Source organism: Xanthobacter sp. NM-59, from assembly GCF_021401125.1.
Classification (GTDB): domain Bacteria; phylum Pseudomonadota; class Alphaproteobacteria; order Rhizobiales; family Xanthobacteraceae; genus Xanthobacter.
Genome location: NZ_JACBFQ010000015.1, coordinates 1 through 23,562, shown reverse-complemented (window position 1 = coordinate 23,562; position 23,562 = coordinate 1). Strand labels below are relative to the sequence as shown.

The 23,562-nt window shown below is 65.2% G+C and carries 26 protein-coding genes; 21 read left to right on the top strand and 5 right to left on the bottom strand.

Annotated elements, in window-relative coordinates; translation table 11 throughout:
- Positions 1-5: 5 nt before the first annotated feature.
- From L0966_RS20715 to flgF, 5 genes are all read right to left on the bottom strand, one after another.
- On the bottom strand, positions 6-1,043 hold the full coding sequence (locus L0966_RS20715; RefSeq protein WP_234053982.1) for a flagellar hook-associated family protein: 1,038 nt from the start codon (positions 1,041-1,043) through the stop codon (positions 6-8).
- Positions 1,044-1,048: 5 nt separating this feature from the next.
- Entirely contained in the window at positions 1,049-2,518 is a 1,470-nt protein-coding gene (flgK, locus tag L0966_RS20710) for a flagellar hook-associated protein FlgK (RefSeq protein WP_234053981.1), read from the bottom strand.
- Between the two features lie 25 nt (positions 2,519-2,543).
- The gene (locus L0966_RS20705) at positions 2,544-3,755 is read right to left on the bottom strand and encodes a flagellar hook protein FlgE (RefSeq protein ID WP_234053980.1); all 1,212 of its coding nucleotides are present in this window, start codon (positions 3,753-3,755) and stop codon (positions 2,544-2,546) included.
- Between the two features lie 88 nt (positions 3,756-3,843).
- The gene (gene fliI / locus L0966_RS20700; RefSeq protein WP_234053979.1) at positions 3,844-5,166 is read right to left on the bottom strand and encodes a flagellar protein export ATPase FliI; all 1,323 of its coding nucleotides are present in this window, start codon (positions 5,164-5,166) and stop codon (positions 3,844-3,846) included.
- 62 nt (positions 5,167-5,228) lie between these two features.
- Positions 5,229-5,954, bottom strand: a complete 726-nt coding sequence (flgF, locus tag L0966_RS20695) for a flagellar basal-body rod protein FlgF (RefSeq protein WP_234053978.1) — start codon at positions 5,952-5,954, stop codon at positions 5,229-5,231.
- A 225-nt stretch (positions 5,955-6,179) separates the two neighbouring features.
- Between flgF and motA the strand changes: the two genes are divergently transcribed.
- The 21 genes from motA to L0966_RS20590 all read left to right on the top strand — a co-directional run bounded on the left by motA (position 6,180) and on the right by L0966_RS20590 (position 23,356).
- Positions 6,180-7,070 (top strand): flagellar motor stator protein MotA, encoded by an 891-nt coding sequence (gene motA / locus L0966_RS20690; RefSeq protein ID WP_234053976.1) that lies wholly within the window; start codon positions 6,180-6,182, stop codon positions 7,068-7,070.
- A 3-nt stretch (positions 7,071-7,073) separates the two neighbouring features.
- Positions 7,074-8,000 carry a flagellar motor switch protein FliM gene (locus L0966_RS20685; protein ID WP_234053973.1) on the top strand — a complete coding sequence of 309 codons (927 nt, stop codon included), beginning with the start codon at positions 7,074-7,076 and terminating at the stop codon, positions 7,998-8,000.
- A complete protein-coding gene (locus L0966_RS20680) occupies positions 7,981-8,277 on the top strand; it encodes a hypothetical protein (RefSeq protein WP_234053972.1) in 297 nt (98 codons plus the stop codon). The genes L0966_RS20685 and L0966_RS20680 overlap by 20 nt, the downstream gene beginning before the upstream one ends.
- Positions 8,278-8,308: 31 nt before the next feature.
- Positions 8,309-8,662, top strand: a complete 354-nt coding sequence (gene fliN, locus L0966_RS20675; RefSeq protein ID WP_234053971.1) for a flagellar motor switch protein FliN — start codon at positions 8,309-8,311, stop codon at positions 8,660-8,662.
- Positions 8,663-8,675: 13 nt separating this feature from the next.
- Positions 8,676-9,698 (top strand): flagellar motor switch protein FliG, encoded by a 1,023-nt coding sequence (locus tag L0966_RS20670; RefSeq protein WP_234053970.1) that lies wholly within the window; start codon positions 8,676-8,678, stop codon positions 9,696-9,698.
- Between the two features lie 308 nt (positions 9,699-10,006).
- Complete coding sequence (gene flhB, locus L0966_RS20665; protein ID WP_234053969.1) at positions 10,007-11,083, top strand: flagellar biosynthesis protein FlhB; 1,077 nt, start codon at positions 10,007-10,009, stop codon at positions 11,081-11,083.
- A 19-nt stretch (positions 11,084-11,102) separates the two neighbouring features.
- Positions 11,103-11,525 carry a hypothetical protein gene (locus L0966_RS20660; RefSeq protein ID WP_234053968.1) on the top strand — a complete coding sequence of 141 codons (423 nt, stop codon included), beginning with the start codon at positions 11,103-11,105 and terminating at the stop codon, positions 11,523-11,525.
- Between the two features lie 138 nt (positions 11,526-11,663).
- Positions 11,664-12,041 (top strand): flagellar basal body rod protein FlgB, encoded by a 378-nt coding sequence (flgB, locus tag L0966_RS20655; protein WP_234053967.1) that lies wholly within the window; start codon positions 11,664-11,666, stop codon positions 12,039-12,041.
- Between the two features lie 5 nt (positions 12,042-12,046).
- Positions 12,047-12,466 (top strand): flagellar basal body rod protein FlgC, encoded by a 420-nt coding sequence (flgC, locus tag L0966_RS20650; RefSeq protein ID WP_234054019.1) that lies wholly within the window; start codon positions 12,047-12,049, stop codon positions 12,464-12,466.
- Positions 12,463-12,801, top strand: coding sequence for a flagellar hook-basal body complex protein FliE (locus tag L0966_RS20645; RefSeq protein ID WP_234053965.1), 339 nt, complete (start codon positions 12,463-12,465; stop codon positions 12,799-12,801). The genes flgC and L0966_RS20645 overlap by 4 nt, the downstream gene beginning before the upstream one ends.
- A gap of 18 nt (positions 12,802-12,819) precedes the next feature.
- The gene (gene flgG / locus L0966_RS20640; RefSeq protein ID WP_234053962.1) at positions 12,820-13,608 is read left to right on the top strand and encodes a flagellar basal-body rod protein FlgG; all 789 of its coding nucleotides are present in this window, start codon (positions 12,820-12,822) and stop codon (positions 13,606-13,608) included.
- On the top strand, positions 13,608-14,192 hold the full coding sequence (flgA, locus tag L0966_RS20635) for a flagellar basal body P-ring formation chaperone FlgA (RefSeq protein WP_234053961.1): 585 nt from the start codon (positions 13,608-13,610) through the stop codon (positions 14,190-14,192). The genes flgG and flgA overlap by 1 nt, the downstream gene beginning before the upstream one ends.
- Entirely contained in the window at positions 14,189-15,301 is a 1,113-nt protein-coding gene (flgI, locus tag L0966_RS20630; RefSeq protein WP_234053960.1) for a flagellar basal body P-ring protein FlgI, read from the top strand. Before flgA ends, flgI begins: the two co-directional genes overlap by 4 nt.
- Positions 15,302-15,530: 229 nt before the next feature.
- Positions 15,531-16,103, top strand: a complete 573-nt coding sequence (locus tag L0966_RS20625; RefSeq protein WP_234053957.1) for a hypothetical protein — start codon at positions 15,531-15,533, stop codon at positions 16,101-16,103.
- On the top strand, positions 16,100-16,819 hold the full coding sequence (locus tag L0966_RS20620; protein WP_234053956.1) for a flagellar basal body L-ring protein FlgH: 720 nt from the start codon (positions 16,100-16,102) through the stop codon (positions 16,817-16,819). The genes L0966_RS20625 and L0966_RS20620 overlap by 4 nt, the downstream gene beginning before the upstream one ends.
- Positions 16,820-16,831: 12 nt before the next feature.
- Positions 16,832-17,326 carry a flagellar basal body-associated protein FliL gene (gene fliL, locus L0966_RS20615; protein WP_234053953.1) on the top strand — a complete coding sequence of 165 codons (495 nt, stop codon included), beginning with the start codon at positions 16,832-16,834 and terminating at the stop codon, positions 17,324-17,326.
- 14 nt (positions 17,327-17,340) lie between these two features.
- Positions 17,341-18,174 carry a flagellar type III secretion system pore protein FliP gene (fliP, locus tag L0966_RS20610; RefSeq protein WP_370640795.1) on the top strand — a complete coding sequence of 278 codons (834 nt, stop codon included), beginning with the start codon at positions 17,341-17,343 and terminating at the stop codon, positions 18,172-18,174.
- Positions 18,175-18,435: 261 nt separating this feature from the next.
- Positions 18,436-19,497 (top strand): flagellin, encoded by a 1,062-nt coding sequence (locus tag L0966_RS20605; RefSeq protein ID WP_234053952.1) that lies wholly within the window; start codon positions 18,436-18,438, stop codon positions 19,495-19,497.
- Positions 19,498-19,786: 289 nt separating this feature from the next.
- Positions 19,787-21,484 carry a flagellar basal-body MS-ring/collar protein FliF gene (fliF, locus tag L0966_RS20600; protein ID WP_234053950.1) on the top strand — a complete coding sequence of 566 codons (1,698 nt, stop codon included), beginning with the start codon at positions 19,787-19,789 and terminating at the stop codon, positions 21,482-21,484.
- A 2-nt stretch (positions 21,485-21,486) separates the two neighbouring features.
- Positions 21,487-22,209 (top strand): hypothetical protein, encoded by a 723-nt coding sequence (locus tag L0966_RS20595; protein ID WP_234053949.1) that lies wholly within the window; start codon positions 21,487-21,489, stop codon positions 22,207-22,209.
- The gene (locus L0966_RS20590) at positions 22,202-23,356 is read left to right on the top strand and encodes a flagellar motor protein MotB (RefSeq protein WP_234053948.1); all 1,155 of its coding nucleotides are present in this window, start codon (positions 22,202-22,204) and stop codon (positions 23,354-23,356) included. The genes L0966_RS20595 and L0966_RS20590 overlap by 8 nt, the downstream gene beginning before the upstream one ends.
- The last annotated feature ends 206 nt before the right edge of the window (positions 23,357-23,562 follow it).

The following is a 23,562-nucleotide window of genomic DNA, read 5'->3' as shown; positions in this document are numbered from 1 at the left end:
TGGGATCAAGCGTAGTTGAGAAGCGACAACTGCATCAACGTCGCCGTCGTCGAGTAGGACATCTCAAGCTGTGTCGTCATATTATCCAGGCGTGTCTTGGCTTCGGCAGTATCAACCCCTTCAAGGTTCGAAATCTGCGTCTCAACCAGTGTGCTGGCACTACTCAAGACATCATTGGCCTTATTGATCCGGCTCTGCGTGACACCAAGGCTCGCGCTGACGGTCGTAATCTGCGAGATGGCGGCGCCCGCCACGGTGGTCGCCTTGTCCACCAGCACCGCCCTGGTCTCAGCCGAGAGATTGGCGGTCCCGAGCTTCGCCACCATCGTCAAGGCCATGGTCAGATTGCGCACCCCGTCGATATTCGCCGTGGTGGTGATGTTCGCGCGTGCGTTGCTGCTGATCTGGCTGGTGAGCGGCTGATCGGAAGCGCTCGACCAGGTATTGCCCCATGAGGGGTCAGCAAACAGGTCCGCGAATGTTCCGTTCAGGAACGTTTCCATGTCGCTCGCCGAGATATTGCTCACCGCCGGATCGGTGGGGCTGACGCCAAAAGCCGCAGTGAAAGCCGCTGTGACCGCCGCCTCGGGCCCGTCCTCATAGGCGGCCATCGGCTGCACGGAGCTGTTCGTGCCCGCGAAGAGGTAACGCTGGCCATCCGAGGTATTTAGGTTGTCCGTCAGCGTCGCCAATGCCGTTTCCGCCTGCGTCACCAACGTCTTCGGGTCGGCACTGGAAGATTGAGCCGTGATGAGATCCTGAAGAAACTCATCGCCGTCGGCAATCAGCTTCGCCATGACCGTCTGCGAGGTGCCGACGATGTTCGAGGCGAAATTATTGCTGAGCGTCTGCGAGGAAATGGCCGCCTTGGTCGAGTAGAGCGAAACGCTCTGCCCGGTGCGGAGTCCAAGGCTGAGCCCCACATCCGCATAGCGCCCGGTGGCAATCTCCGTGGTGGCCTTCGCCATCTCATTCTGCAGGCGGGCAACGGACTTCAGCGCGCTGCTGGTCCAGGTCAAGGTGGAAACAAAGGAGCTCTTCATTGCCGTCACCCGATCACGCTGAACAGCTGGTCGTAGAGGTTGCTCACCACCCCGATCAGCTTGGAGGACGCCTGGTAGCTGCGCTCCAGCTCAAGCTGAAGGGCATATTCCTCATCGAGATTGACGCCCGTCGCCGAGGACAGGGCGGTGGAGGCCTGCGACAGGACCGCGGCCTGGGTGTCCAACTGCGAGGACACCGTTGAGCGCTGGCCCTCCAGCCAGCTCACGGAGCTGGTCGCAAACCCCATCAGGTTGGTGCCGTCGTGCAGCTGGGCCGTTGCGTCATAGGTCCGCGACTGGGCCAAGGTGTCCACCAGGCTGGTCAGGCGCGTGCCGTAGCTCGCCTCGGCCCCGGTGTTGTAGAGATGGGAGGCGCCGTTCATGCCACCGTCGCGCAGCGCGAAGGGCGTGCCCCCCTGCTCCGTATCGACGGCCGCGTTCACGGTGATCGACCCAGCGAGACCGGCCACCATGGAACCCGGCACAGAGGTGTCGCCGGCGCTGGCGGTGAACAGGCCCGCCATCGTCGGCCCGCCAAGGCCGCTCTGATCGGTCTCGGCAAAGGTGTCGATGAGACCGCGGGCAACCTCGTCGAGCTGCGCCTGGTATGTGACGGCGACATCGTCCCGCAACGTCGTGAGACCCACGATCGTGCCCGATTTCAGAGCCATCGAGGTGCTGGCGCCGGGCCCCGCGACAGCCACACCGTCCACATAGACGGCATTGCCCGAGCTGGAAGCGTCGAGCATGCCCGATTCCGCAAAAGTAACGGAGCGGGCGGTCTTGTCGAACAGGGTAACACCGCTGTCCGTATAGATGGCGATGTCATTGTTGTCGCGCGTGAGAGTGGAGATCCCCATCTCCTCCGCCAGCTGCGCGAGGATACTGTCCCGCTGGTCCAGGGCGTTCGTCACATCGGTCCCGAGCGCGGTGCCGCGCACCACGGCGTCGTTCGCATCCTGGAACTGCGACAGCAAGTCATTCACATTGCCGACCGAGGCTGCGATGGCCGAGTCGGCATCGGTGCGCACCTGCTGAACCGCGTCGCAGGCATCATTGAGCGACACAGCCAGATCCTGCGCAGCCGACACCGCCGCCGCCGCGAGCGCTGTGTCATCGGGCGCATTGGCGGCAGCCGTGAGAGCATTCGAGAAGGTGCCCAGCAGCGCGGCCGGAGAGGTTTCGCTCTCCGTGTCGCCAACGGTCTTCTGGAGGACGGTCAGCCCGTCATCCAATGCCTTCAGCTGCGCGCTCGACGAGGTGGACGACAGCATCTTGTCGAACAGCGCAGAATCCGACGCCCGCGTGATGGTGACGACCTTGGCGCCACCATCGGCCGACGTGGTGACCACGGCGATCTTTCTGGAAGCCGAAGCGCTGTCGGCCGAGCCCACGTTGCTTGCCGACACCGACAGCCGCGTGGACGTGGCCTGCAACGACGAGCGGGCAGTGTTGAAGGCAGCGGTCAAGCTCATAGCGATCCCCCAGCAGCTCCGCCGCTCAACGCTTGAGGTTCATCAGCACGTCGAGAAGCTCGGTGCCGGTCTGGAAGACCTTCGAGTTCGCGGTGTAGTCACGCTGCGCCACGATCATGGTGGTCAGCTCGCTCGCCGTGTCGACGGTGGAACCCTCGGTCGCGCCGGACACCATGGTGCCGAGGCCGGCCGATTCCGCGTAGCCGATCTGCAGCGGACCGGAGGAGTTGTTGATCTGGTAGGCATTGCCCGACAGGGGGGTCAGGTTGTCCGGGCTGGTGACGTAGCCGAGCGGGATCTTGAAGATGGCGAACTGGTCACCATCGCCGTTCACCGCATAGACAGTGCCGTCGCCATCAATGGAAATATCCGACAGGACCGAGGCCGAGCTGCCGTTGATGTCGGTGGTCAGCGGGGTGTAGTCCATGTCCTTCTGCACCATGCCAGACAGGTCGAGGGTGACCGGCGTGGTGGTGGTCGCGTTCAGCGAATTCTGAACCGCCAGGGAGAAGGTGGCCGGACTGGTGGTCAGAACACCCGAGCTATCGAAGGTGAGCGTGTAGGTCGCCGGGTCCACGTCCCCGCTCGCGGTCACCGTCCAGGTCACAGCGCCGGTGGTGGCGTCCACCGCGGTCTTCTCCATGGTCAGGCTGACATTGCGCTGAGAGCCAAGGGCGTCATAGGCGGTGAGCGAGGTGGTCATCGTGTCGCCGATGGCCGCGCTGGTCGGCAGGTTCGCCGCGAAGGTGGCATCCGTCGAGGCCGCAGCGGTCACCGTCGCCTTGTCGATATTCACGGGCACGAGCTGGGTCGAGTCGACCGTGCCGTCTGCGGCCACGGCGTAACCCATGAGCGTGTAGCCGGCGCCATTCACCAGATTGTTGGTGGAGGCATCCTGCGTGAAATTGCCGGCGCGGGTCAGAACAGTCTGGCCGGAGGTGTCCGTCACCAGGAAGAAGCCGTTGCCCTGAATCGCCAGATCGGTCGTGCCCTTGCCGGTATAGTCGAGCTCGCCACGGGCCGAGATGTCATAGCTGATGGTGGTCTTCACCGAGCCCGACTGATAGTCGCCGCCGCTCCCGGTTTCAGACTGCAGCATCACCGAGGAGAAGTCGGCGCTGGCCGCCTTGTAGCCGATGGTGCCGGAATTGGCGATGTTGTCGCCCACCGTGCTGAGGAGGTTCGCCTGCGCGTTCATGCCCGACACGCTCGTGCGCATCATTCCGTAAAGGCTCATCTGGCTTGGCTCCCGAGGGCAATGGCCGCTCCATACGGCCCGTGGTTGATCAATTGAACCTAAAAGGCTTGTGCGAAGCTGCCGGCCATCAAGCCCGCAGCGCCGCCGCAAGGTCAGCGAAGGGATCGCGGCTCGGCGGCGACCCCGGATTCTGTCTCAGCGCGTCATAGATGCGCGGCACCGCGGCGATGGCCTGATCCAGATCGAGATCGCTCCCGGCCTGGTAGCCGCCCATGAGGCGCAGGTCCCGCGTGTCCTCGAACCGCGCGATCATGGCCTTCAAGCGCCGCACCAGCTCGCGCTCGCCCTCGTTCCACACCAGGCCCGACAGTCGCGACACCGAGCGCAGCACGTTGATGGCTGGAAACCGGCCCTGGTCGGCGATGGCGCGATCGAGCACGATGTGCCCATCCAGTGTGCCGCGGATGGCGTCCGCCACCGGGTCGTTATGGTCGTCGCCGTCCACCAGCACCGAGAAGATGCCGGTGATGGATCCCTTGCCCTCCTCGCCTGGGCCGGCCCGCTCCAGCAACTTCGGCAAGGTGGAGAACACGCTCGGCGCGTAGCCTCGGGCGACGGCGGGCTCGCCGGCGGCCAGCGCCACGTCGCGCGCGGCATGGGCATAGCGCGTGACCGAATCGACGATCAGCAACACGCTCTCGCCCGCATCGCGAAAATGCTCCGCCACCGCGAGAGCGGCCTGCGGCGCCATGCGGCGCATCATGGGGCTCTCGTCGGAGGTCGAGACCACGACGACCGCGCGTGCGCGGTTGGGCGCAAGGGGCCCTTCCAGGAACTCGCGAACCTCGCGCCCGCGCTCGCCCACCAGGGCCACGACCACGGTATCGAAGCCCGTGCACCCGGCCAGCATGGACAGCAGCGTGGACTTGCCCACGCCGGAGCCCGCGAAGATGCCCATGCGCTGCCCCTGGCACAGGGGAGTGAAGATATCCACGGCGCGCACGCCCGTGCGCAGCGGCTTTTCCACCCGCGCGCGGGCCATGGCGGCGGGCGGGTCGCGGTCGAGCGGCATGGCCTTCAGGCCCCGCGCCAGCGGCCCCTCCCCGTCCAGCGGCTGGCCCAAGGCGTTGACGACACGCCCCTTCCACTGCTCGCTCGGATGAAGGACGAGCGGCCCGACACGAAACGCCCTCTCGCCAAGCCCCACCTGCATCTGACTGTCGTAAGGCTTCACCACGGCGCAGGCGCCATCGATGCGCACCACCTCGCCGAGACGCACGCCAGCATCGCCCTCGACGCCGACGCGCTCACCCAGACGCAGCACATGGGACAGGCCGGACACATCGAAATGCGTCGGCGCCACCTCGCGCACCACGCCGCCCACTCGCAGTGGCGGACTCTCCTCCAGCCCCGCCTCCACGGCGGCAGCCAGGCGCTCAAGACCGTTCATCCCTCAACTCCGCGGTCTCTCACGCACCCCGGCGTACCGCCCTACGCCCGGGCGCCTTCGATTCAGCTCGACGGCCCCAGCTGCTTGATGGCGCTGGTCGTCAGATCCTCATTCTGCGAGACGGCGTTGGCCGCCTGCTCAAAAGCCCTCTGGAGGGTGATGAGACGCGTCATCTCCATCACCGGATCCACGTTGGACCCCTCCACATATCCCTGGAGCACCTTGTTGCGGTTGAAGGTCTGGATCAGGGCCGGGGCCCGGTCCGGCGTCATCACCGCACCGCTCTGGCGCGTCATCTGCGTGCCGTCGGCCATCACATAGATGCCGACCCGGCCAACGGTCTGCCCGCGCTGATAGACGGAGCCGTCGACACCCACGCGCACCGCGCCACCATTAGGATCCACCATCAGCGGTGCGCCGCCGGCATCCAGCATCGGAGCGCCGTTCATGGTCTGCAACGCCCCCTCGGAAGTCATCCGCAGACGCCCGTCCCGCGTGTAGCCCACGCCCTGGTCGGTGCGCACCGCGAACCAGCCATCGCCCTCAATGGCCAGATCCAGGGGATTGCTGGTCTGGGTGATGGCGCCGGGGCGCAGCGACGTGAAGGTTTCGCCTTCGGACACATAGGACGTCTTGTCCCCGATCGTGTCCGACAGCAGCTCGGAAAAACGTACCTGCTCCGCCCGGTACCCCGGCGTGTTCATGTTGGCGACGTTGTTGGCGACGGTCGCGAGCCGCTTGTCCGTTGCCATTTGAGCCGACAAGGCCACGTAGAGATTCGAAGACACGTCTGCTCCCGAGCTGTTCCGGACGTGGAGACGGGCAAGATGACGGGCAAGGCCGTTCGTGGTGCCACTATGCCGGATCGTGGCTTGCGCGAGCCTGCCGCCGGTGCCCCTGCCCGCTCACGGACCGGTGAGGCCGGCCTGGCGAGCCGGCTGCGAGATCAGCCTCGCGCAATCCTGCTCACCTAATTGAGGGTTGGGGACACCTCTACCCGGGAGGAAGGCGCCTTGGCGGTTATTATTGGAATCATTCTCGGCCTTGGCGCCACGTTCGGCGGCTTTGTCGCCATGGGCGGGCACCTGAGCGTGGTGTGGCAGCCGTTTGAATACGTCATCATCGGCGGCATTGCCTTTTCCACCTTCATCATCGCCAACCCCGTTCCGGTCATCAAGGACACGGGCACGGCGATCATTCAGGCCGCCACGGGAATGGCCCCCAAGCGCAAGGACTTCATCGCCCTCCTGAGCCTGCTCTACGCGTTGATGCGCGACATGCGGCAGAAGCCGCGCAACGAGGTCGAGGTCCATATAGACGATCCGCAGAATTCGCCGCTGTTCGGCCAGTTCCCCACCATCCTCAAGGACAAGGAACTGACCCAGTATATCTGCGACTATGCGCGCCTCATCCTCATCGGCAACGCCAAGTCTCACGAGATCGAAGGCTTGATGGAGCAGGAGATCTCCACCATCCGCAAGCACAAGACCAAGCCAGCCAGCGCCATGAGCACGGTGGCCGAGGCGCTGCCGGCGCTCGGCATCTGCGCGGCGGTGCTCGGCATCGTGAAGGCGATGGGCGCCATTGACCAGTCGCCCGAGGTGCTGGGCCACTATATCGGCTCCGCCCTCATCGGCACCTTCCTCGGCATCTATTCTTCCTACGCGATCATCTCGCCGCTGGCCCACAAGATTAAAATCACCCGCGAGAAACAGTGCCAGCCCTTCATCATCGTCAAGCAGACGCTGATCGCCTTCATGAACGGCGCGCTTCCGCCCATCGCGCTGGAACACGGCCGCAAGACCATTTCCGCCGCCGAGCGCCCCACCATCGACGAGGTGGAGAGCGAGGCCATCAACAGCGCGCCCGTGGCCAATGGCGCGCCCGCGCAGCAGGCGGCCTGATCCATGTCCTCCCATAAGCACCACGACATCCGCGACATGCTTCTGGATGCGGCCGGGCTCTCGCTCGACCGCCTGCCCATGCTGCACGTGATGTTCGACCGCATGGCCACCGCCTGCGCCGACGGGCTGCGCCAGTTCGCGGCCTCCCAGGCCTATTACTCGTTCCTGAGCATCGAGAACGGGCGCATCGGCGAGGTGCTGGAAGCCTATGAAGGCATGGCCATCGCCGGCATCTTCCGCGCCCCCTCCTGGGACAGCCAGCTCATCGTCGGCTTCGACCGCGACTTCATCTTCACCATGATCGAGGTGCTGTTCGGCTCCGACGGTTCCGAGCCGCCGGTGGAAGACGAGCGCAGCTTCACCAACATCGAGGGCCGGGTCGCCCAGCTTCTGTTCGAGCAGATGGCGAAGGCCCTTCGCGCCTCGTTCGCCCTGGTGAGCGACACCACCTTCCAGTTCGAGCGCCAGGAAACGCGCATGGACTTCGCGGTGATTGGCCGACGCAACAACATGGCCGTTGTGGCCAAGTTCCTGCTCCAGGCCCTCAACCGCGGCGGCGAGATGTTCGTGCTCATCCCGCAGACGGCGCTCACCCCCCTGCGGCGCGCCCTCGCCCACACCACCATCACCGAAACCAACAACCGCGACCCCCAATGGGCGCAGAAGATCCGTCAGGAGATCAACCGCACCGAGGTCAAGCTGCGCGCTATCCTGGAAGAGCGCGAGGTCACCCTTGGGGAGGTTTCCGAATTCAAGGTGGGACAGGTCATCAAGCTGAATGCGACGCCGACGAGCCGGGTCAAGCTCGAAAGCGCCGCGCAACCCCTCTTCTGGTGCCGCCTCGGCCAATCGGACGGCGCCTATGTCGTGCGCGTCGAGGAACAGATCAGCCAGAACCAGGACTTCATCGATGATATCCTCCCCCGTTGATATTCTCCTGCTCGTCGCCCTGCTGGCCACCACCGTCAGCGTGGTGGTGCTCTACCGGCGCCTGGCCCGCCTCGACCGGCTGAACGCGGACTATGGCCGGGCGTTGGAGGATGCCGCGAAGGCCCTGACGGCGGCGCGCGATTCTCTGCAGACCTTCAGCGCCGACGGGCGCGAGGTGCTCACCCAGCTCTCGAGCCGCATCGACGATGCCCACGGCGTGATCGCCGAGCTCGACGCGCGCACCGGAACGCCCAGTTCCAAGATGAAGCAGCACTGATATCTTTCCTTCTTCTGCTCCAGAGGATGTCATGGCCGACACCGACGACGACAGCACCGCCCTCGACGAAGCTCTGCTCTCCGGCAGCAAGAGCGCCGAACCGGAAGAAACCCTGGGCAACGGGCCCGGCCTTGACGCGGTCAAGCGCATTCCCGTGCAGCTCCAGGTGGTTCTGGGTTCCGCCACCATGCCGGTTTCGAGCCTGCTGAAGCTCGGCCGCGGCGCCGTTGTGCCGCTCGACCACCGGGTGGGCGAGCCGGTGGACGTGGTCGTGAACGGGCGCGTCATCGCGCGCGGCGAGGTGATGGTGGTCGAGGACGACAGCTCGCGCTTTGGCGTGTCGCTGACGGAGATCGTCGGCCCGGGCGGCAACGACGAAGCCTGACGGAGATTAGCCGATGGCGACGCCGACCCAGGGCAAGTCCCGTCCCCTGCACGGAACCGACAAGGTTGCGGCGGTGCTCATGACCATGGGCCCGCCCACGGCGAACCGTCTGCTGAAGCATTTCGATCCGGATGAGATCAAGCTCATCACGCGGTCGATGTCCCAGCTGAAGTCCATCACCCCGACGCAGATCGAATCCATCGTCGAGGACTTCGCCAGTCAGTTCGCGTCCGGCGCCAGCCTCATGGGCACCGCATCGGACGTGGAGCGGCTGCTCACCGGCGTGCTGCCGCCGGAGCAGATCGCCGACATCATGGCCGAGCTGCTCGGCACGGCGAACCACTCCATCTGGGAGCGCATCTCCACGGTGTCGGAAAGCGTGCTCGCCTCCTACATCGCCAAGGAGCACCCGCAGACCGCGGCGCTGATGCTCTCGAAGGTGCGCCCGGCCTGCGCCGCCAAGGTGATGAGCTTCATTCCGGAGGAGCGCCGCAACGGCATCCTGCGGCGGATGCTCACGTTCAAGCCCATCGTCGATGCCACCATGCAGGTGATCGAAAAGACGGTCTACGAGGACTTCATGATGAATTTCTCGCGGAATGCCGGCGCCGATCCCCATGCCCGCATGGCCGACATCATCAACAAGATGGACCGCGACGACATGGAGACGGTGCTCTCCAGCCTGGCCTCCACGCGGCCGAAGTCCGCCGAAATCCTGCGTGGCCTGCTCTTCACCTTCGACGACATCGTGAAGCTCACGCCCCGCGCCCGCACCTCGCTGTTCGACCAGGTGCCGACCGACAAGCTGGTGCTGGCCCTGAAGGGCACCGACCACGACTTCCGCGAGATGATCCTGCAATCCCTCGGCGCCCGTATCCGCCGCATGGTGGAGCAGGAAATGGCCACCGGCGAGCCGGTGCCCGCCCGCGAGGTCGCCGAGGCCCGGCGCTCGATCACCGATCTTGCCCTCGACATGGCCGGACGCGGTGAGATCGAGCTCAACAGCGACAGTGATGAGGATTCCTATGTGCGCTAGGGCACCTGGGGGGCGGCAGGCCGCCCCATCGCGCATCTAGACCGCGCGATCTGCGACCATTCAGCCGCTGGCGCGTACCCCCGGGAGCTGCGCCAACTGCTTTCAAACGTGTTCGGGCGGTGGGCGTATTCGACCGCTGGAAAAATGGTTCGGCATCATGAGCCGCTAAAGGATCCTCCCGCGCGCCGCGGAGTTATCCCGAACGGGCTGGCATGGACCACCGCCGCTCCGCGCGTATCCGCACGGGGCATCGCCCGACGGGCTTGGGGAGACGAGACGCGACGACGCGCTGACGGGGTTGGGGGGTCATGGCTGAGGATCAGGACAAAGAGAGTAAAACCGAGGAGGCATCGGAGAAGAAGATCTCCGACGCCCTCGAGAAGGGCAATGTGCCGTTCTCGCGGGAGGCGACGCTGTTCGCCTCGCTCCTCGGGATTCTCGCCTGCCTCGCTTTTTTTGTGGCCGCCCCCGCGCGCTTGCTCACCGATGATCTGGCGCGGCTGATCGACGATCCGTCCGGCTTCAGCCTCGAGCGCGGCAGCGACGCCATCGAGCTGCTGTGGAGCACCATGCTGGTGGCCGGGCGTTTCCTGACGCCGATGATCATCATCCTGGCCATCGCGGGCATCGTCGCCTCGGTGTTCCAGAACGTGCCCTCGCTGGTGCTCGAACGGATCACGCCGAAATGGGAGCGCGTCTCGCCGAGCTCCGGCTTCAAGCGCCTCATGGGCGTTCAGGGGCAGATCGAATTCGGCAAGTCGTTGTTCAAGCTGTTCGCGGTGGGGCTGGTGGCGGGGCTGGTGCTCTATTGGGAAGAGCACAAGGTGGTCGACGCCATGCTCACCGACCCGCTGCTGCTGCCCGCGGCGGTGCTGGAGCTCGCGATGCGCCTGGTGTCGGCGGTGTGCGTGGCGACCATCGTCCTGGTGGGGGCGGACCTCGTGTGGTCGCGCCTGCACTGGAAGACCGAGCTGCGGATGACGCGCCAGGAGGTGAAGGACGAGTTCAAGCAGGCCGAAGGCGACCCCTTCGTCAAGGCGCGCATGCGGTCACTGGCCCGGCAGCGCGCCCGGCAGCGCATGATGAATGCCGTGCCCAAGGCCACCGTCGTCATCGCCAATCCCACCCATTACGCCATTGCCTTGAAATACGACCGCGACCTGGGGGGCGCGCCCCTGGTGGTGGCGAAGGGGCTTGATCTCGTGGCTCTCAAGATTCGCGAGATCGCCGAGCAGAACGCCATTCCCGTCGTGGAAGACCGGGCACTGGCCCGCGCCTTGTACGACGTCGTTGAAGTCGATCAATGGATTCCACGTGAGTTCTACCGACCGGTAGCTCAGGTTCTTCACTTCATTTATTCGAAGCGCTCCCATGGTTCCAAATAGCTGGCAACAACTTCTCGCCATGAAAACGCGATCTCAGCTGGAGACGCAGGCGTTCGAAACCATGCTGGCCATGGCTCTTCGTGAGTTCGTGGCTGAGCTTTTTTTCACCGATGCGGGGCTACTGATCGGCTATATCAATGCTGGCCAGGCCAACAACATCGAGGACATCGTCGCCTCGTCGGCGGAGCGCTCCCTGAAGCCGGGCTCGCTGCGCTATGGCCGCCACGCCATGACCCATTCGGACTGGGGCCAGCCGCCCACGGTGAGCATGGACCTTGAGTTTCACCATCACAGTCTCGCGATCTATTTCAAGCTGGTGTTCGACGCGACGTCCGTAGGCGTGGCCATCGACAGCATTGATTTTCGTGTGCCCTGCAGCGGTCACGACGAGGGTATCGGGTTGCTGCGCGCTGCGCTTGCGGACTCCCGCATGCCCGCATAGGTGGCTTCGGCCATCAGCCTCGGGCAAGCCTCGACCGGTAGAAGATCAAGATGAACTCGCGGCCCCTGTCTGAAAGACAAAAGGTTCGCGGAGCTTATCAACGTAGATCGGACCGGGAGTCGTTCCGCGGAGATCGCCATGCAGCCACTGTATTTGTTCGGCCTTGCATCCCGCCATTCGCAATGGGCGACCGTGCGCCAAGCCGCCATCACCGGCAACATCGCCAATGCCAACACCCCCGGCTACAAGGCCGTGGACACGGCGTCCTTCGAAGCTGTGCTCGGCCAGACACAGCTGACGATGGCCCGCACCTCAGAAACGCACATCAGCACCCCGGCCGCGGAAGCGCAGACGCGCACCCGTGACGCCAAGGACGCCTGGGGCATCAACAATTCCGGCAACAGCGTGAGCATTGAGCAGGAAATGCTGAAGGCGAACGAGGTCAACACCTCCTTCACCCTCGACACCACCATCGTCCGTTCCTTCAACCGCATGATTCTGGCGGGCCTGAAATGAACCCGATCGATCCCCTCAAGGCCGCGATCCGCATCGCCAGCACCGGGCTCGAAGCCCAGTCGACCCGCATGCGGATCGTTGCGGAAAACCTCGCCAACGCGAACTCCACCGGGTCGACACCGGGGGCTGAGCCCTATGCGCGCAAAACGGTCCAGTTCTCCTCGGAGCTCGACCGGGCGATGGGCATCTCGCAGGTGAAGGTCAAGAATATCGGCATCGATGATGCGCCCTACCGCACCGAATACGACCCCGGCAATCCGGCCGCGGACGACAAGGGCCGGGTGCTGGTGCCGAACGTCAATCCGCTGGTGGAAATGGCCGACATGCGCGAGGCCAGCCGCAGCTATGAAGCCAATCTGCAGATGATCAAGCAAGCGCGGTCCATGGTCGCCATGACCATCGACCTGCTGAGGACGTCGTCATGATCAATTCCATCGGCCTCACCTCATCGAGCACTTCGGCGTCCGGCCTCTCGCTCACCCGCAGCACGCGGACCGAGACCTCGTCGACCACCCCCACCCAGGGCGCGCAGAGCGTCGATTCCACCGACTTCTCGAGCATGCTGGCGCGCATGTCGTCCGACGCGGTTGACACGCTGAAGACGGCCGAGTCCGCCTCCATCTCCGGCATCAACGGCCGCGCCTCCGTGCAGCAGGTCGTGGAAGCCGTGATGAATGCGGAGCAGACGCTGCAAACCGCCATTTCGGTGCGCGACAAGGTTGTCGCCGCGTACCAAGAAATCAGCCGGATGACCATCTGACGTCTCGAGGGAGCCATCATGAGAGCGCTTGCAATCGCCGCTACCGGCATGTCGGCCCAGCAGACGAACGTCGAGGTGATCGCGAACAACATCGCGAATATCAGCACCACCGGCTTCAAGCGGGCTCGCGCCGAATTCACCGACCTGCTCTACCAGGCCGAACGTGCCCGTGGCGTGCCGAACCAGGACGGTGCCGAACCGGTGCCGGAAGGCGCGCTGATCGGCCTCGGCGTCCGCACCATCGGTATCCGCAACCTGCACATGCAGGGTGAGCTGAGCCAGACCTCCAATCCGCTGGACGTCGCCATCAATGGCCACGGCTGGTTCGAGGTCACGAGCCCCAATGGCGACACGCTCTACACCCGCGCCGGCAGCTTCAACCGCAGTTCCACGGGCCAGCTCGTGACGGCAGACGGCTACACCGTCAACCCGGCCATCACGCTGCCCACCGATGCAAGCGCCATCGTCATCAACGAGTCGGGCCAGGTCTATGCCCAGCTCTCGAACCAGACCGCGCCGCAGCTGCTCGGCCAGCTCCAGCTCGCCACCTTCGCCAATGATTCCGGCCTCGAGCCGCTGGGCGACAACCTCTATCGCGAGACGCCCGCCTCCGGCCAGCCGGTGGAAGGCGTGGCTGGCGATGTCGGCTTTGGCGCCGTCATCCAGGGCTACCTGGAAAGCTCGAACGTGGATCCGGTGAAGGAGATCACCAACCTCATCCAGGCCCAGCGCGCCTATGAGATGAACTCCAAGGTGATCCAGGCCGCCGACGACATGTCCGGTGTCGTCTCCAAGGGCATCCGCTGATGCAGACGCGCGCTCTTCTCCCGGCCTGTCTCGGGCTCGCACTGGTGCTCGTCCTGGGCGGCGCGGCCGTCCGGGCGCAGAGCATCTCCGCGCTCGCCGCGCAGGCCGAAGCGGAGCGCGCAAGCAAGGAAGCTGCGCCGGCGGCGGCACCTGCCGCCCCCCCCAATGGCAATGGCGGCGCAGCTGCGCCCCTGGATCTCAAGCTCCCGGTTCCCAACGTCACCCTTTATCCCGGCGACGCCCTCACCTCCGCGGTGCTGACGGACCGCGCCGCCCCGCGCAACGTGATCGAGAGCGGCATGTACGCTCCACGCGCCGAGGCCCTGGCCGGCAAGGTGGCGCGCCGCGTGCTGCCGGCTGGCGTGCCGATCCCCATGAGCGCCGTCACCGACGCGATCATGGTCACCAAGGGGGTGACCGCCCGCGTGGTGCTGAGGGAAGGTGGGCTGCAGATCTCGGGCTACGCCGTCCCGCTCGAATCCGGCTCCGCCGGATCGATCGTCCGTCTCAAGAATTTGGATAGCGGCCAGATCATCGTGGGCGAAGTTCAGGCCGACGGTTCCGTCAGGATCAAGATGAGATGACCGGACTTTTCCGCCTCGCGTTTCTCATCCTCGCCGGCCTGTGCGGGCTCGGCAGCCTGCCCGCCTCGGCGATGACGCGCATCAAGGACATTTCCTCGGTCCAGGGCGTGCGCGACAACCTGCTGGTTGGCTACGGCCTCGTGATCGGCCTGCAGGGCACCGGCGACACGCTGCGCAATTCGCCCTTCACCGAGCAGGCCATGCAATCCATGCTCGACCGCATGGGCATCAATGTGCAGGGCATCGCGCTGCGCGCCAAGAATGTGGCGGCGGTTGCCGTCACCGCGAATCTGCCGGCTTTCGCCGCCATCGGCACCCGCATCGACGTCACGATCGCGTCCCTCGGCGATGCCACCTCCCTGCGCGGCGGCACGCTGCTGGTGACCCCGCTGAACGGCGCCGACGGTATCGTCTATGCGGTGGCACAGGGCCAGCTGGTGTCCGGCATCCAGATCACCGGGCAGGCCGAAACGCTGAGCCAGGGCGTGCCCACCGCGGGTCGCATCGCCAACGGCGCGCTGGTGGAAAAGCAGGTGCCCGGGCGCCTCAGCGAGCTGCCGGAATTCTATCTCGACCTCACCAATCCCGACTTCCGCACCGCGACCGCCATCGCCGACGTGATCAATGCCTATACCCAGGCCCGCTACGGCAAGCGCCTCGCCCGCGAGGTGGACCTGCGCACCGTGGTGGTGGACCGCCCCTCCAAGGTCAATCCGGCGCGCTTCCTGGCCGAGATCGGCGATCTGCAGGTGGAGCCGGACACGCCGGCGCGCGTGGTGGTGGACCAGCGCACCGGCACGGTGGTGATCGGGCGCAATGTGCAGATTTCCACCTTCGCTGTCACCCAGGGCAATCTCACCGTGCAGGTGACGGAAACGCCCGAGGTGTCACAGCCCATGCCGTACAGCTTCGGCGAGACGGTGGTGGTGCCGCGGACAGACATCGCGGCGGAGGAGAGCGGCGGGCCCATCGGCATCGTGCGCGGCACCTCGCTCCAGTCCCTGGTCAACGGGTTGAATCGGTTCGGGCTCAAGCCCACGGACATCATCTCGATTCTGCAGGCCGTGAAGACGTCCGGCGCGCTGCAGGCGGAGCTTGTGTTCCAATAGATAAGGATGACGTGCCGGGCGCTGCGCGCGGTCACGTCATCTTATCTGCCTTGCAGCGGGGCGACGCGCCCAAAGGTCAGCGTCACGCAAGACAGTCTTCCTAAAACGAGTCATCCGTCGCTCACCCTTTGCGGAAGAAGCGGCGCTCTCAGCACGGAGGGAGTGCATGATGAACCTCACGCTGCCCACCCTGTTCACGGGCGTGATGCCTCGCCGCACCGGCGACGCCGTGGACCGGCGCGCGGCGCGGGTCGCCAAACGGGGCGCGCCGCTGCTCGCCCTGGCCGTCCTCTTCGGCGCCATCGGGGCTGACCGCGCATACGCCCAGAGCGCCCCGGCACAGGGGTCTGCGGCGGCCCAGCCCGCCCAGCCCCCGGCCGCGCAATCCGGTGCGCGAGATGCCGAGGCGGCCCAGTATTGCCGTGGCATCGCCGACGCCGCAGCCGATGCCCGCTTCGCGCGCCAGAAGGAAGCGCTGGCGGCGATGGAAAAGGAAATCGAAGCGCGCATTGCGCAGCTCGAAGCCAAGCGCGCCGAATATCAGGACTGGCTGCAACGCCGTGAGGCTTTCCTCAAGAAGGCCGATGAAGCTCTGGTCGCCGTCATCTCCCAGATGCGCCCCGACGCTGCCGCCGCCCAGATGGCGGCGATGAACGAAGATATGGCCGCCGCGCTGCTGTCCAAGCTGAACCCCCGGGTTGCGAGCGCCATCTTGAATGAGTTCGAGCCCGCGCGCGCTGCGCGCCTCACCTCCACCCTGGTCGGCCTTTCGCGCCGCGCTCAGGAAGGGCGGCCTGGATGATACGCGTTGCCTTGACCTTCGGTGCCGCACTGCTCTTGGCCGGCTGCCAAACCGACCATGACAACCTTCTCACCGGCCCGACCCTGAGCCCTCTCGGCTCGGGCCTCGAGACCAATCGTGAGCCGGTTCCGGTGACCTTCCAGCAGCAGCCGGTGCGCAGCTTCCGCTCCACCTGGGACCAGAACCGCTCGGGCAGCCTCTATCGCGACCTGCGCGCCTCCAAGGTGGGTGACGTCATCCGCGTGTCCATCGCCCTCGACGACAAGGCGCAGTTCGACAATGCGACGGACCGCTCGCGCAAGTCGAAGAGCGACCTCGACTTCGACACCGGGCTCAACCTGTCCGGCTTCGGCCGCGGCGCCAATGCGGGCGCGGCGTCGGGCAACTTCACCGTGAACTCGGATACCGAGACCAACGGCAAGGGCACGATCGACCGCTCTGAAAAGCTGCGCCTGAGCATCGCCGCCGTGGTCACGGAAGTGCTGCCGGACGGCAACCTGATCATCAGCGGATCTCAGGAAATCAAGGTGAATTACGAGGTTCGCGTGCTGAATATCGCGGGCATCGTCAATCCGCTCGACATCTCCTCTGGCAACGTCATCCCCTATGACAAGATTGCCGAGGCACGCATCTCCTATGGCGGACGTGGCCGGCAGATGGACATGCAGCAGCCGGCCTGGGGCCAGCGCATCTACGACGTCGCCGCGCCCTGGTAAGGAAGATTCGCCATGGCCGACGAGAATAAAGAGGGCAATACCGGTGGCGGCCGTCGCGGTCTCCTGATCGCGCTGGCCGTGCTGACCCTCATCGCGGCGATCACCGGTGCGGGCATCGGCTATCTCCTCGGTAACACGGTGGAGGCCTCCGTCAGCGCGCGCATCGCGTCCTCCACGAGTGATAAGGAAGGCCCGCCGCTGCGCTATTCCGGCGACCTCACCATCAAGGAGCTCAAGCCCCTGGTGGTGAATCTGGCCGCGCCCTCCTCCACCTTCGTCCGCGTTGAGGCGGCGCTGGTTTTCAAGAATGGCGCCCTCGCCAATCCGGACGTGACGGCCGCAGAGGTGCGTGAGGACATCATGGCCTATATGCGCTCCTTATCGCTCAGCCAGCTTGAGGGCCCGAGCGCCCTGCAGCAGCTGCGCGAAGACCTGAATGATCGCGCCAGCACGCGCACGGAAGGCAAGATCACCGAGCTCGTTCTCGAAACGCTGGTGGTGCAGTGAACGAGTGGCGGACGGTGCGCAATGTCGTGCAGCACACGCTGCGTGCTTCGGCATGGCTGGCTCCCGCATCTGCGCTGCTTCTCGCCCTGCTAAGTTCCCCCGTGCTCGCGCAGAACTCGGCGGCGACACTTCCCAGCCTTGATCAAGTACTGCCCGAATTCTCGGGCGGCACTGCCGCGCGCATTATTCAGATGATGGCCGTGCTCACGGTGCTTTCCGTCGCACCGGGCCTGCTGATCATGCTAACCAGCTTCACGCGTTTCATCATCGCCTTTTCTTTCCTGCGCTCCGGCCTGAGCCTTCCCTCCACGCCGGCAAATCTGGTCCTGATCTCACTGTCGCTGTTCATGACATTTTATGTCATGGCGCCGACGTTCGACCGCGCCTGGCAGGACGGCGTGGTGCCGCTCACGGAAAACCGCATCACCGAGCAGGAAGCCCTGGAGAGAATCTCGGATCCGTTCCGCGATTTCATGCTGGACCACGTTCGCGGCAAGGACCTGCAATTGTTCACCGACATCGCCGTGCGCCAGAACATCCTCACGCCAGCCGCGCCGCCGGCGAACGGCGCGCCCGCGCCGGGTGTCGGGGCGGAGCCGCAGAAGGTTTCCATGCGCGTGCTGATTCCGGCCTTCATGATTTCCGAGCTGCGGCGCGGCTTCGAAATCGGCTTTCTCATCGTCCTTCCGTTCCTGGTGATCGACCTGATCGTGGCCACACTCGTCATGTCCATGGGCATGATGATGATGCCGCCCTCCGTGATCTCCCTGCCCTTCAAGATTCTCTTCTTCATTCTGATCGACGGCTGGAATCTGCTGGTGAGCGGCCTTGTGCGCTCCTTCTTCTAATGCCTTGCGGTCACCGCCCACACCCCACGCCGCGCCCTCCGGAGCGCGGCTTTTTTTCGCCCGCGCCTTTTAGGAAGCTTGCTTCGCGCAAGCTTCGCATGCTAATTCTTTATTCATGGCAGGTTGATTGGTTCACCCTGGTGGGCCGCTGATCCTACGGATCCAACTTCAAAGGCATGATGCCGCCCTGCCATTCCGGTGCAAATCCGGCATGTCCCCCTGAAAATCTTCAGTTGTACCTTTGAAGAGGGACATCTTGTCATGACCAGCATTATCACCAACAACTCCGCCACGGTCGCCCTCCAGACCCTGCGTTCGATCAACAACGACCTCGAGATGACGAACAATCGCGTCTCGACCGGTAAGAAGATCAACGACGCGTCTGACAGCGCCAGCTACTGGACGATCGCGACGACCCTGACGTCTGACAACAGCGCCCTGAGCTCTGTGACGGACGCCATGGCTCTCGACAGCAACGCCGTGACCACCGCTTCCAAGGGTGTGACTCAGGTCATCGAAGACCTGAAGACCATCAAGGACGCGCTCGCTGCCTCGATCTCGTCGAACGCCGACCGCGGTGCCGCGCAGAAGAACATCACTGCCGCCATCGAGAACATCAAGACCGCTGCGACCAGCTCCATCTCCGGCAGCGCCGGCGACAACTGGCTGTCGGTTGACTCCCAGAACGACTCCGAGTTCACCGAGAGCAAGAGCCTGCTGGCTTCGTTCTCGCGCACCGGCTCTACCGTGAACGTGACCACGACCTCTCTCGATACCGGCGAGTTCCGCCTGTATGACAAGAGCGGCTCTGCGACCACCAGCGGCACCGTGTACGACACTGTCACCGACATCGCGACCGACTCGTCGTTCACCGATGATCTTGGCAACGCCTTCACGGTCAGCATCACCTCTGGCGAGACCGTCAAGGGCTTCATGGACACCACCTACTCGCTCGACTATGTCGACGCGAGCAGCACTGCCCAGACCGCGACGATCTCCCTGCAGACCATCGACGTGTCGAGCCTCACGGACGATCAGACCAACCTGATCTCCGCGTACATGAAGCTGGTCGACAAGACCATCACGTCGCTGACCTCTGGCGGCGCCACGCTCGGCGCCACGGCTGACCGTCTGGAGTCCCAGCAGACCTTCGCCACCAGCCTGATCGACCTCAACAAGTCTTCGATCGGCACCCTGGTGGACGCGGACATGGAAGAAGAATCCACCCGCCTGAAGGCCCTGCAGACCCAGCAGTCTCTGGCCATCCAGTCGCTGTCGATCGCCAACAGCTCGTCTTCCAACGTGCTGCGTCTCTTCCAGTGATCGAACGGCCGCCGCGCCCAACCCTCCTGGGTGCGGCGGCTACACAAACACCGGAGCCCTTTCAGGCAATCCGGATACTTACATTCTTCCCCAGAATGGAAATTTCGGCCGCGCCTCCTTTGGAGCGCGGCCTTTTTCGTTTTCCGCTTCTGCAACGCCCAGGCAAGTTTGACCTCCGACATTGAGGCTAGGCCAGGGTTGGAGTCACTCCGCCCCGGCAACCGGAACCTGGACATCGCAACCGCCGCGCGTCGCGCATGGCGGGAGCGGGAGTGGACGAGATCAGCGGATGATCGGCCAGAAGCAGCTCGAACTCCTGTGGCAAAATCTGCGCGACCTGGGTGTGCGCCGGCTGGTCGCTCTGGGCCTGATCGGCCTGACCGTCGTCGGCACCATCGGCGTGGGGGTCTATTATCTCGGCCAGCCGGAGCGGGAACCGCTCTACGCAAATCTCACCCGCGAAGACGTGAACCGCATTGGCGGCGCTCTCAAGGATGCGGGCATTCCGTTCGACGTGAATACAGACGGCACCACGGTGATGGTCGCCCATTCAGACACGGCGAAGGCGCGCATGCTGCTCGCCGTGAAGGGGCTGCCGCAGGCTGGCAATACCGGCTACGAGCTTTTCAACGACGTGCGTTCGTTCGGCCTCACCTCCTTCATGCAGGAGGTGACCCGCGTGCGTGCGCTAGAGGGAGAACTCGCCCGCACCATTCAGACCATGAAGGGCGTCAAGGCCGCCCGCGTGCATATCGTGCTGCCCGATCGCGCCGCCTTCCGCCGTGACCAGCAGCAGGCTTCCGCATCCGTAGTCATCCGGACCGAGAATGCGGAGGATGCCTCCACCGCCCAGGCCATTCGCCGCCTCGTGGCGTCCGCCGTGCCGGGCCTGAAGCTCGACGATGTCACGGTGCTCAACACCGAGGGCGCGGTGCTCTCCTCTTCCGATGATGGCGCCAATGCTTCGACCGGCCGGAAAGTTGCTCTGCAGCAGCAGGTGAACCGTGAGGTCGAGGAAAAGATCCGCCGCACCCTGACCCCCTATCTCGGCCTTGGCAATTTCGAGGTCAGCGTGTCCTCGCGGCTCGATACGGATCGGGTCACGACCCAGGAAACCACCTACGATCCCCAGTCCCGGGTCGAGCGTTCGTTGCGTGTGGTGAAGGAGCTCGGCGAGAGCCAGAATCGCACCAAGCAGCCGACCACGACGGTCCAGCAGAACGTTCCCAACAATCAGACCACCAGCCAGCCCACAACCGACGCCAATGAGAGCACCTCCCGCCGCGAGGAGCTGACCAACTTCGAGGTGTCGAGCCGCACGGTGCAGACGGTGCGCGACGCCTATGTGGTGAAAGGGCTGTCCATCGCTGTGCTGGTGAACCGGGACCGGCTGACCGCCCCCGCCACGACCGGGACCCCCGGTGCGGATGCGATCCCGGTGGAACAGCAGATTTATGAGGTTGAGCAGCTTGTGGCCTCGGCCGCCGGTTATGACAAGGATCGCGGAGACAAGCTCAAAGTAGCGGCCGTCGCCTTCGCCGATGGCGGCCACGCGCTGGAGCCCGTGCCGCCGCTGCCTTGGACGGAACTCTTGCTGCGTCAGGCCGGAACCATGATCAACGCTCTGACGATCCTTGCGGTGGCGGCCCTTCTCATCTGGTTCGGCCTGCGCCCTGCGGTACGCGCGATCCTGTCTCGTCCGCACGACGAGGTGGAGCAGGCGGTTGCGGACATTGAGACCGCGATGCTGACGGCAGAGCCGATGGCCGAGCTCGGCGGTCCCGCAGGCGCACCCGCCATTGCTGCGCCGCCCACGGCGCCGGCTCTGGAGGCCCCCGGCGACGAAGAGGCCGTCAACCTCATCGGCGACCTGACGAACCGCAAGAATCGCTCGCCCCAGAAGCGGCTTGAGCAGATCGTCGAATATGACGAGGAACAGGCTGTTGCGATCCTGCGGCAGTGGCTTCATCAAGAGGCCCGGTCCTGACCATGCCGACCTTGTCGCGCTACCTCCCGCATTTCAGCGTTGACGGCACCACCGGGCCAGCACTCCTTGATGGACAGGGCGGCGCCCCGCGGCAGCGGCCCGGGGGCGAGGCACCGTCCCTTTCCGCCGTACAGCCCAAGCCGGCAGCCCCGACCTTCAGCCAGGAGGAGGTGAGCCTTGCCGTGTCGCAGGCGGTGCGCGATGCAACCGCGAAGTTGAAGGCCGAGCTCGCCGCGAGCGAGGCCGCGCGGCGGGAAGACGGCGAGCGCTTCGAGATCACCATGAGCGAGCACATGGCGACCGCCCGCGCCGAATGGACGGCGGCCGAAGCCGACCGCCTCGCAGCGACCATGACCGATGCTTTCGGCGCCCTGGAAAAGCGGGTCAGCGACGTGCTCGGGCGCATCCTGCTGCCCTTCGTGGGCGAGGCCATGCGCAACCGTGCTCTCGAGGAGGCGCGGCAAGCCATTGGCGGTCTGCTGAACCGGCCGTTGCCGCCTGAAGCGAACCAGCCGGTTATCACCGTGCGCGGCCCGGAAGATCTGCTCGCGGAGCTGAAGGAGCGCCTTGGCGCGCCCGAGGGAATCGCGTTCCACCCCGGCGCCGGGGTGGAGATCGAGGCGACCTGCGGCGATACCCTGATCGAGACGCGCCTGGGTGCCTGGGCCCGCCTGCTGACAGCAGAGCCCGACACGGCCGTGGATGAAGGAGCCGCCCATGGCTGACAAGAAGGACCACGGCGACCTCATCATCATCAAGCGGTATGAAGAGGAAGAATCCGAGCATCATTCGAGCGCCTGGAAGGTTGCGCACGCCGATTTCATGACGGCGATGATGGCCTTCTTCCTGATCATGTGGCTCATCAACGTCACCGACAGCGAAACCCGCAAGGCCATCGCCAATTACTTCAATCCCGTCGACCTTGCCGAGAATGTCAGCGACGTGAAGGGTCTTCACGACCCCAAGGATGACTCCGACAAGGGAACATCCGCCGACGGGAAAGAGCAGTCCGCGCTGAAGAACAGTGTCGGTCACGGCACCGGGGCCGGCGACGACCGGCAGCAGGGCGACAAGGAGCGCGCCGCGTTCCAGGATCCCTATGCGGTGCTCAAGCAGCTCGCCCACGATTCCGACCCCAGCCCCGGCGGCCAGCCCCCGCCCTCGTCCGGCAGTGAAGGCTCGCCGGGCACCGGCGCCGGTGACGTGACGCGCGATCCGTTCGACCCCACCTATTGGAAAGCTACCGCAGCCCAGCAGGCGCGTGACGCACAGCAGAAGGCTGCCCAGGAGCGGGCCGCGCGCGACGCGTCCGGAGCTGCCGGCCGTGACGGCACCGGCTCCAAGGCGAAGGGCGAAGGCGTGGCGCGTGGCGGCGACAAGGCCGCTCAGCAGGCGGCCGCCCAGGACAATGCCGCCAACGCGCTCGAGGGCGAGCTCAAGAGCGTTCTCGCCGGTGCTGTCAACGGCCCCCATGCCCCCAATCTCAGCGTGAAGGCCACGCCCGAGGGGCTGGTCATCGACCTCACCGACGACATCGACTACACCATGTTCCCGGTGGGCTCCGCCATTCCCGACGGCCGGCTGGTGCGGGCCATGGAGCAGATCGCGCGCGCACTCCAAAAGCGGCCCGGTGCCGTCAGTCTTCGTGGCCACACCGACGGCCGTCCGTTCCGCTCCGAGACGTATGACAATTGGCGCCTTTCCTCGGCGCGCGCGCACATGGCGCTCTACATGCTGGTGCGCGGCGGGCTGGACGAGAAGCGGGTCGTGAAGATCGAAGGCGTCGCGGACCGCGACCTGAAGAACGCCGACGATCCGAATGCACCGCAGAACCGGCGCATCGAAATCCTGCTGCGGACGCCCACACCATGAGGCGAGGGCGCTCTCGTTTCGCGAGCTGGACGGTATTTTCCGCGGGTTTGCTGGCCGCCACCCTGGCCCATGCGCAATCTGCCGATCCTTGGGGCGGCATGCGCGTGCAAGGTGACGTTCCCACCGATGCGCCGCCTCCACCGGCGGCGGCCCGCCCCGCTCCGCCTCCGCGTCCGGCAGCACCACCGCCCGCCCGCGCCGCGCAG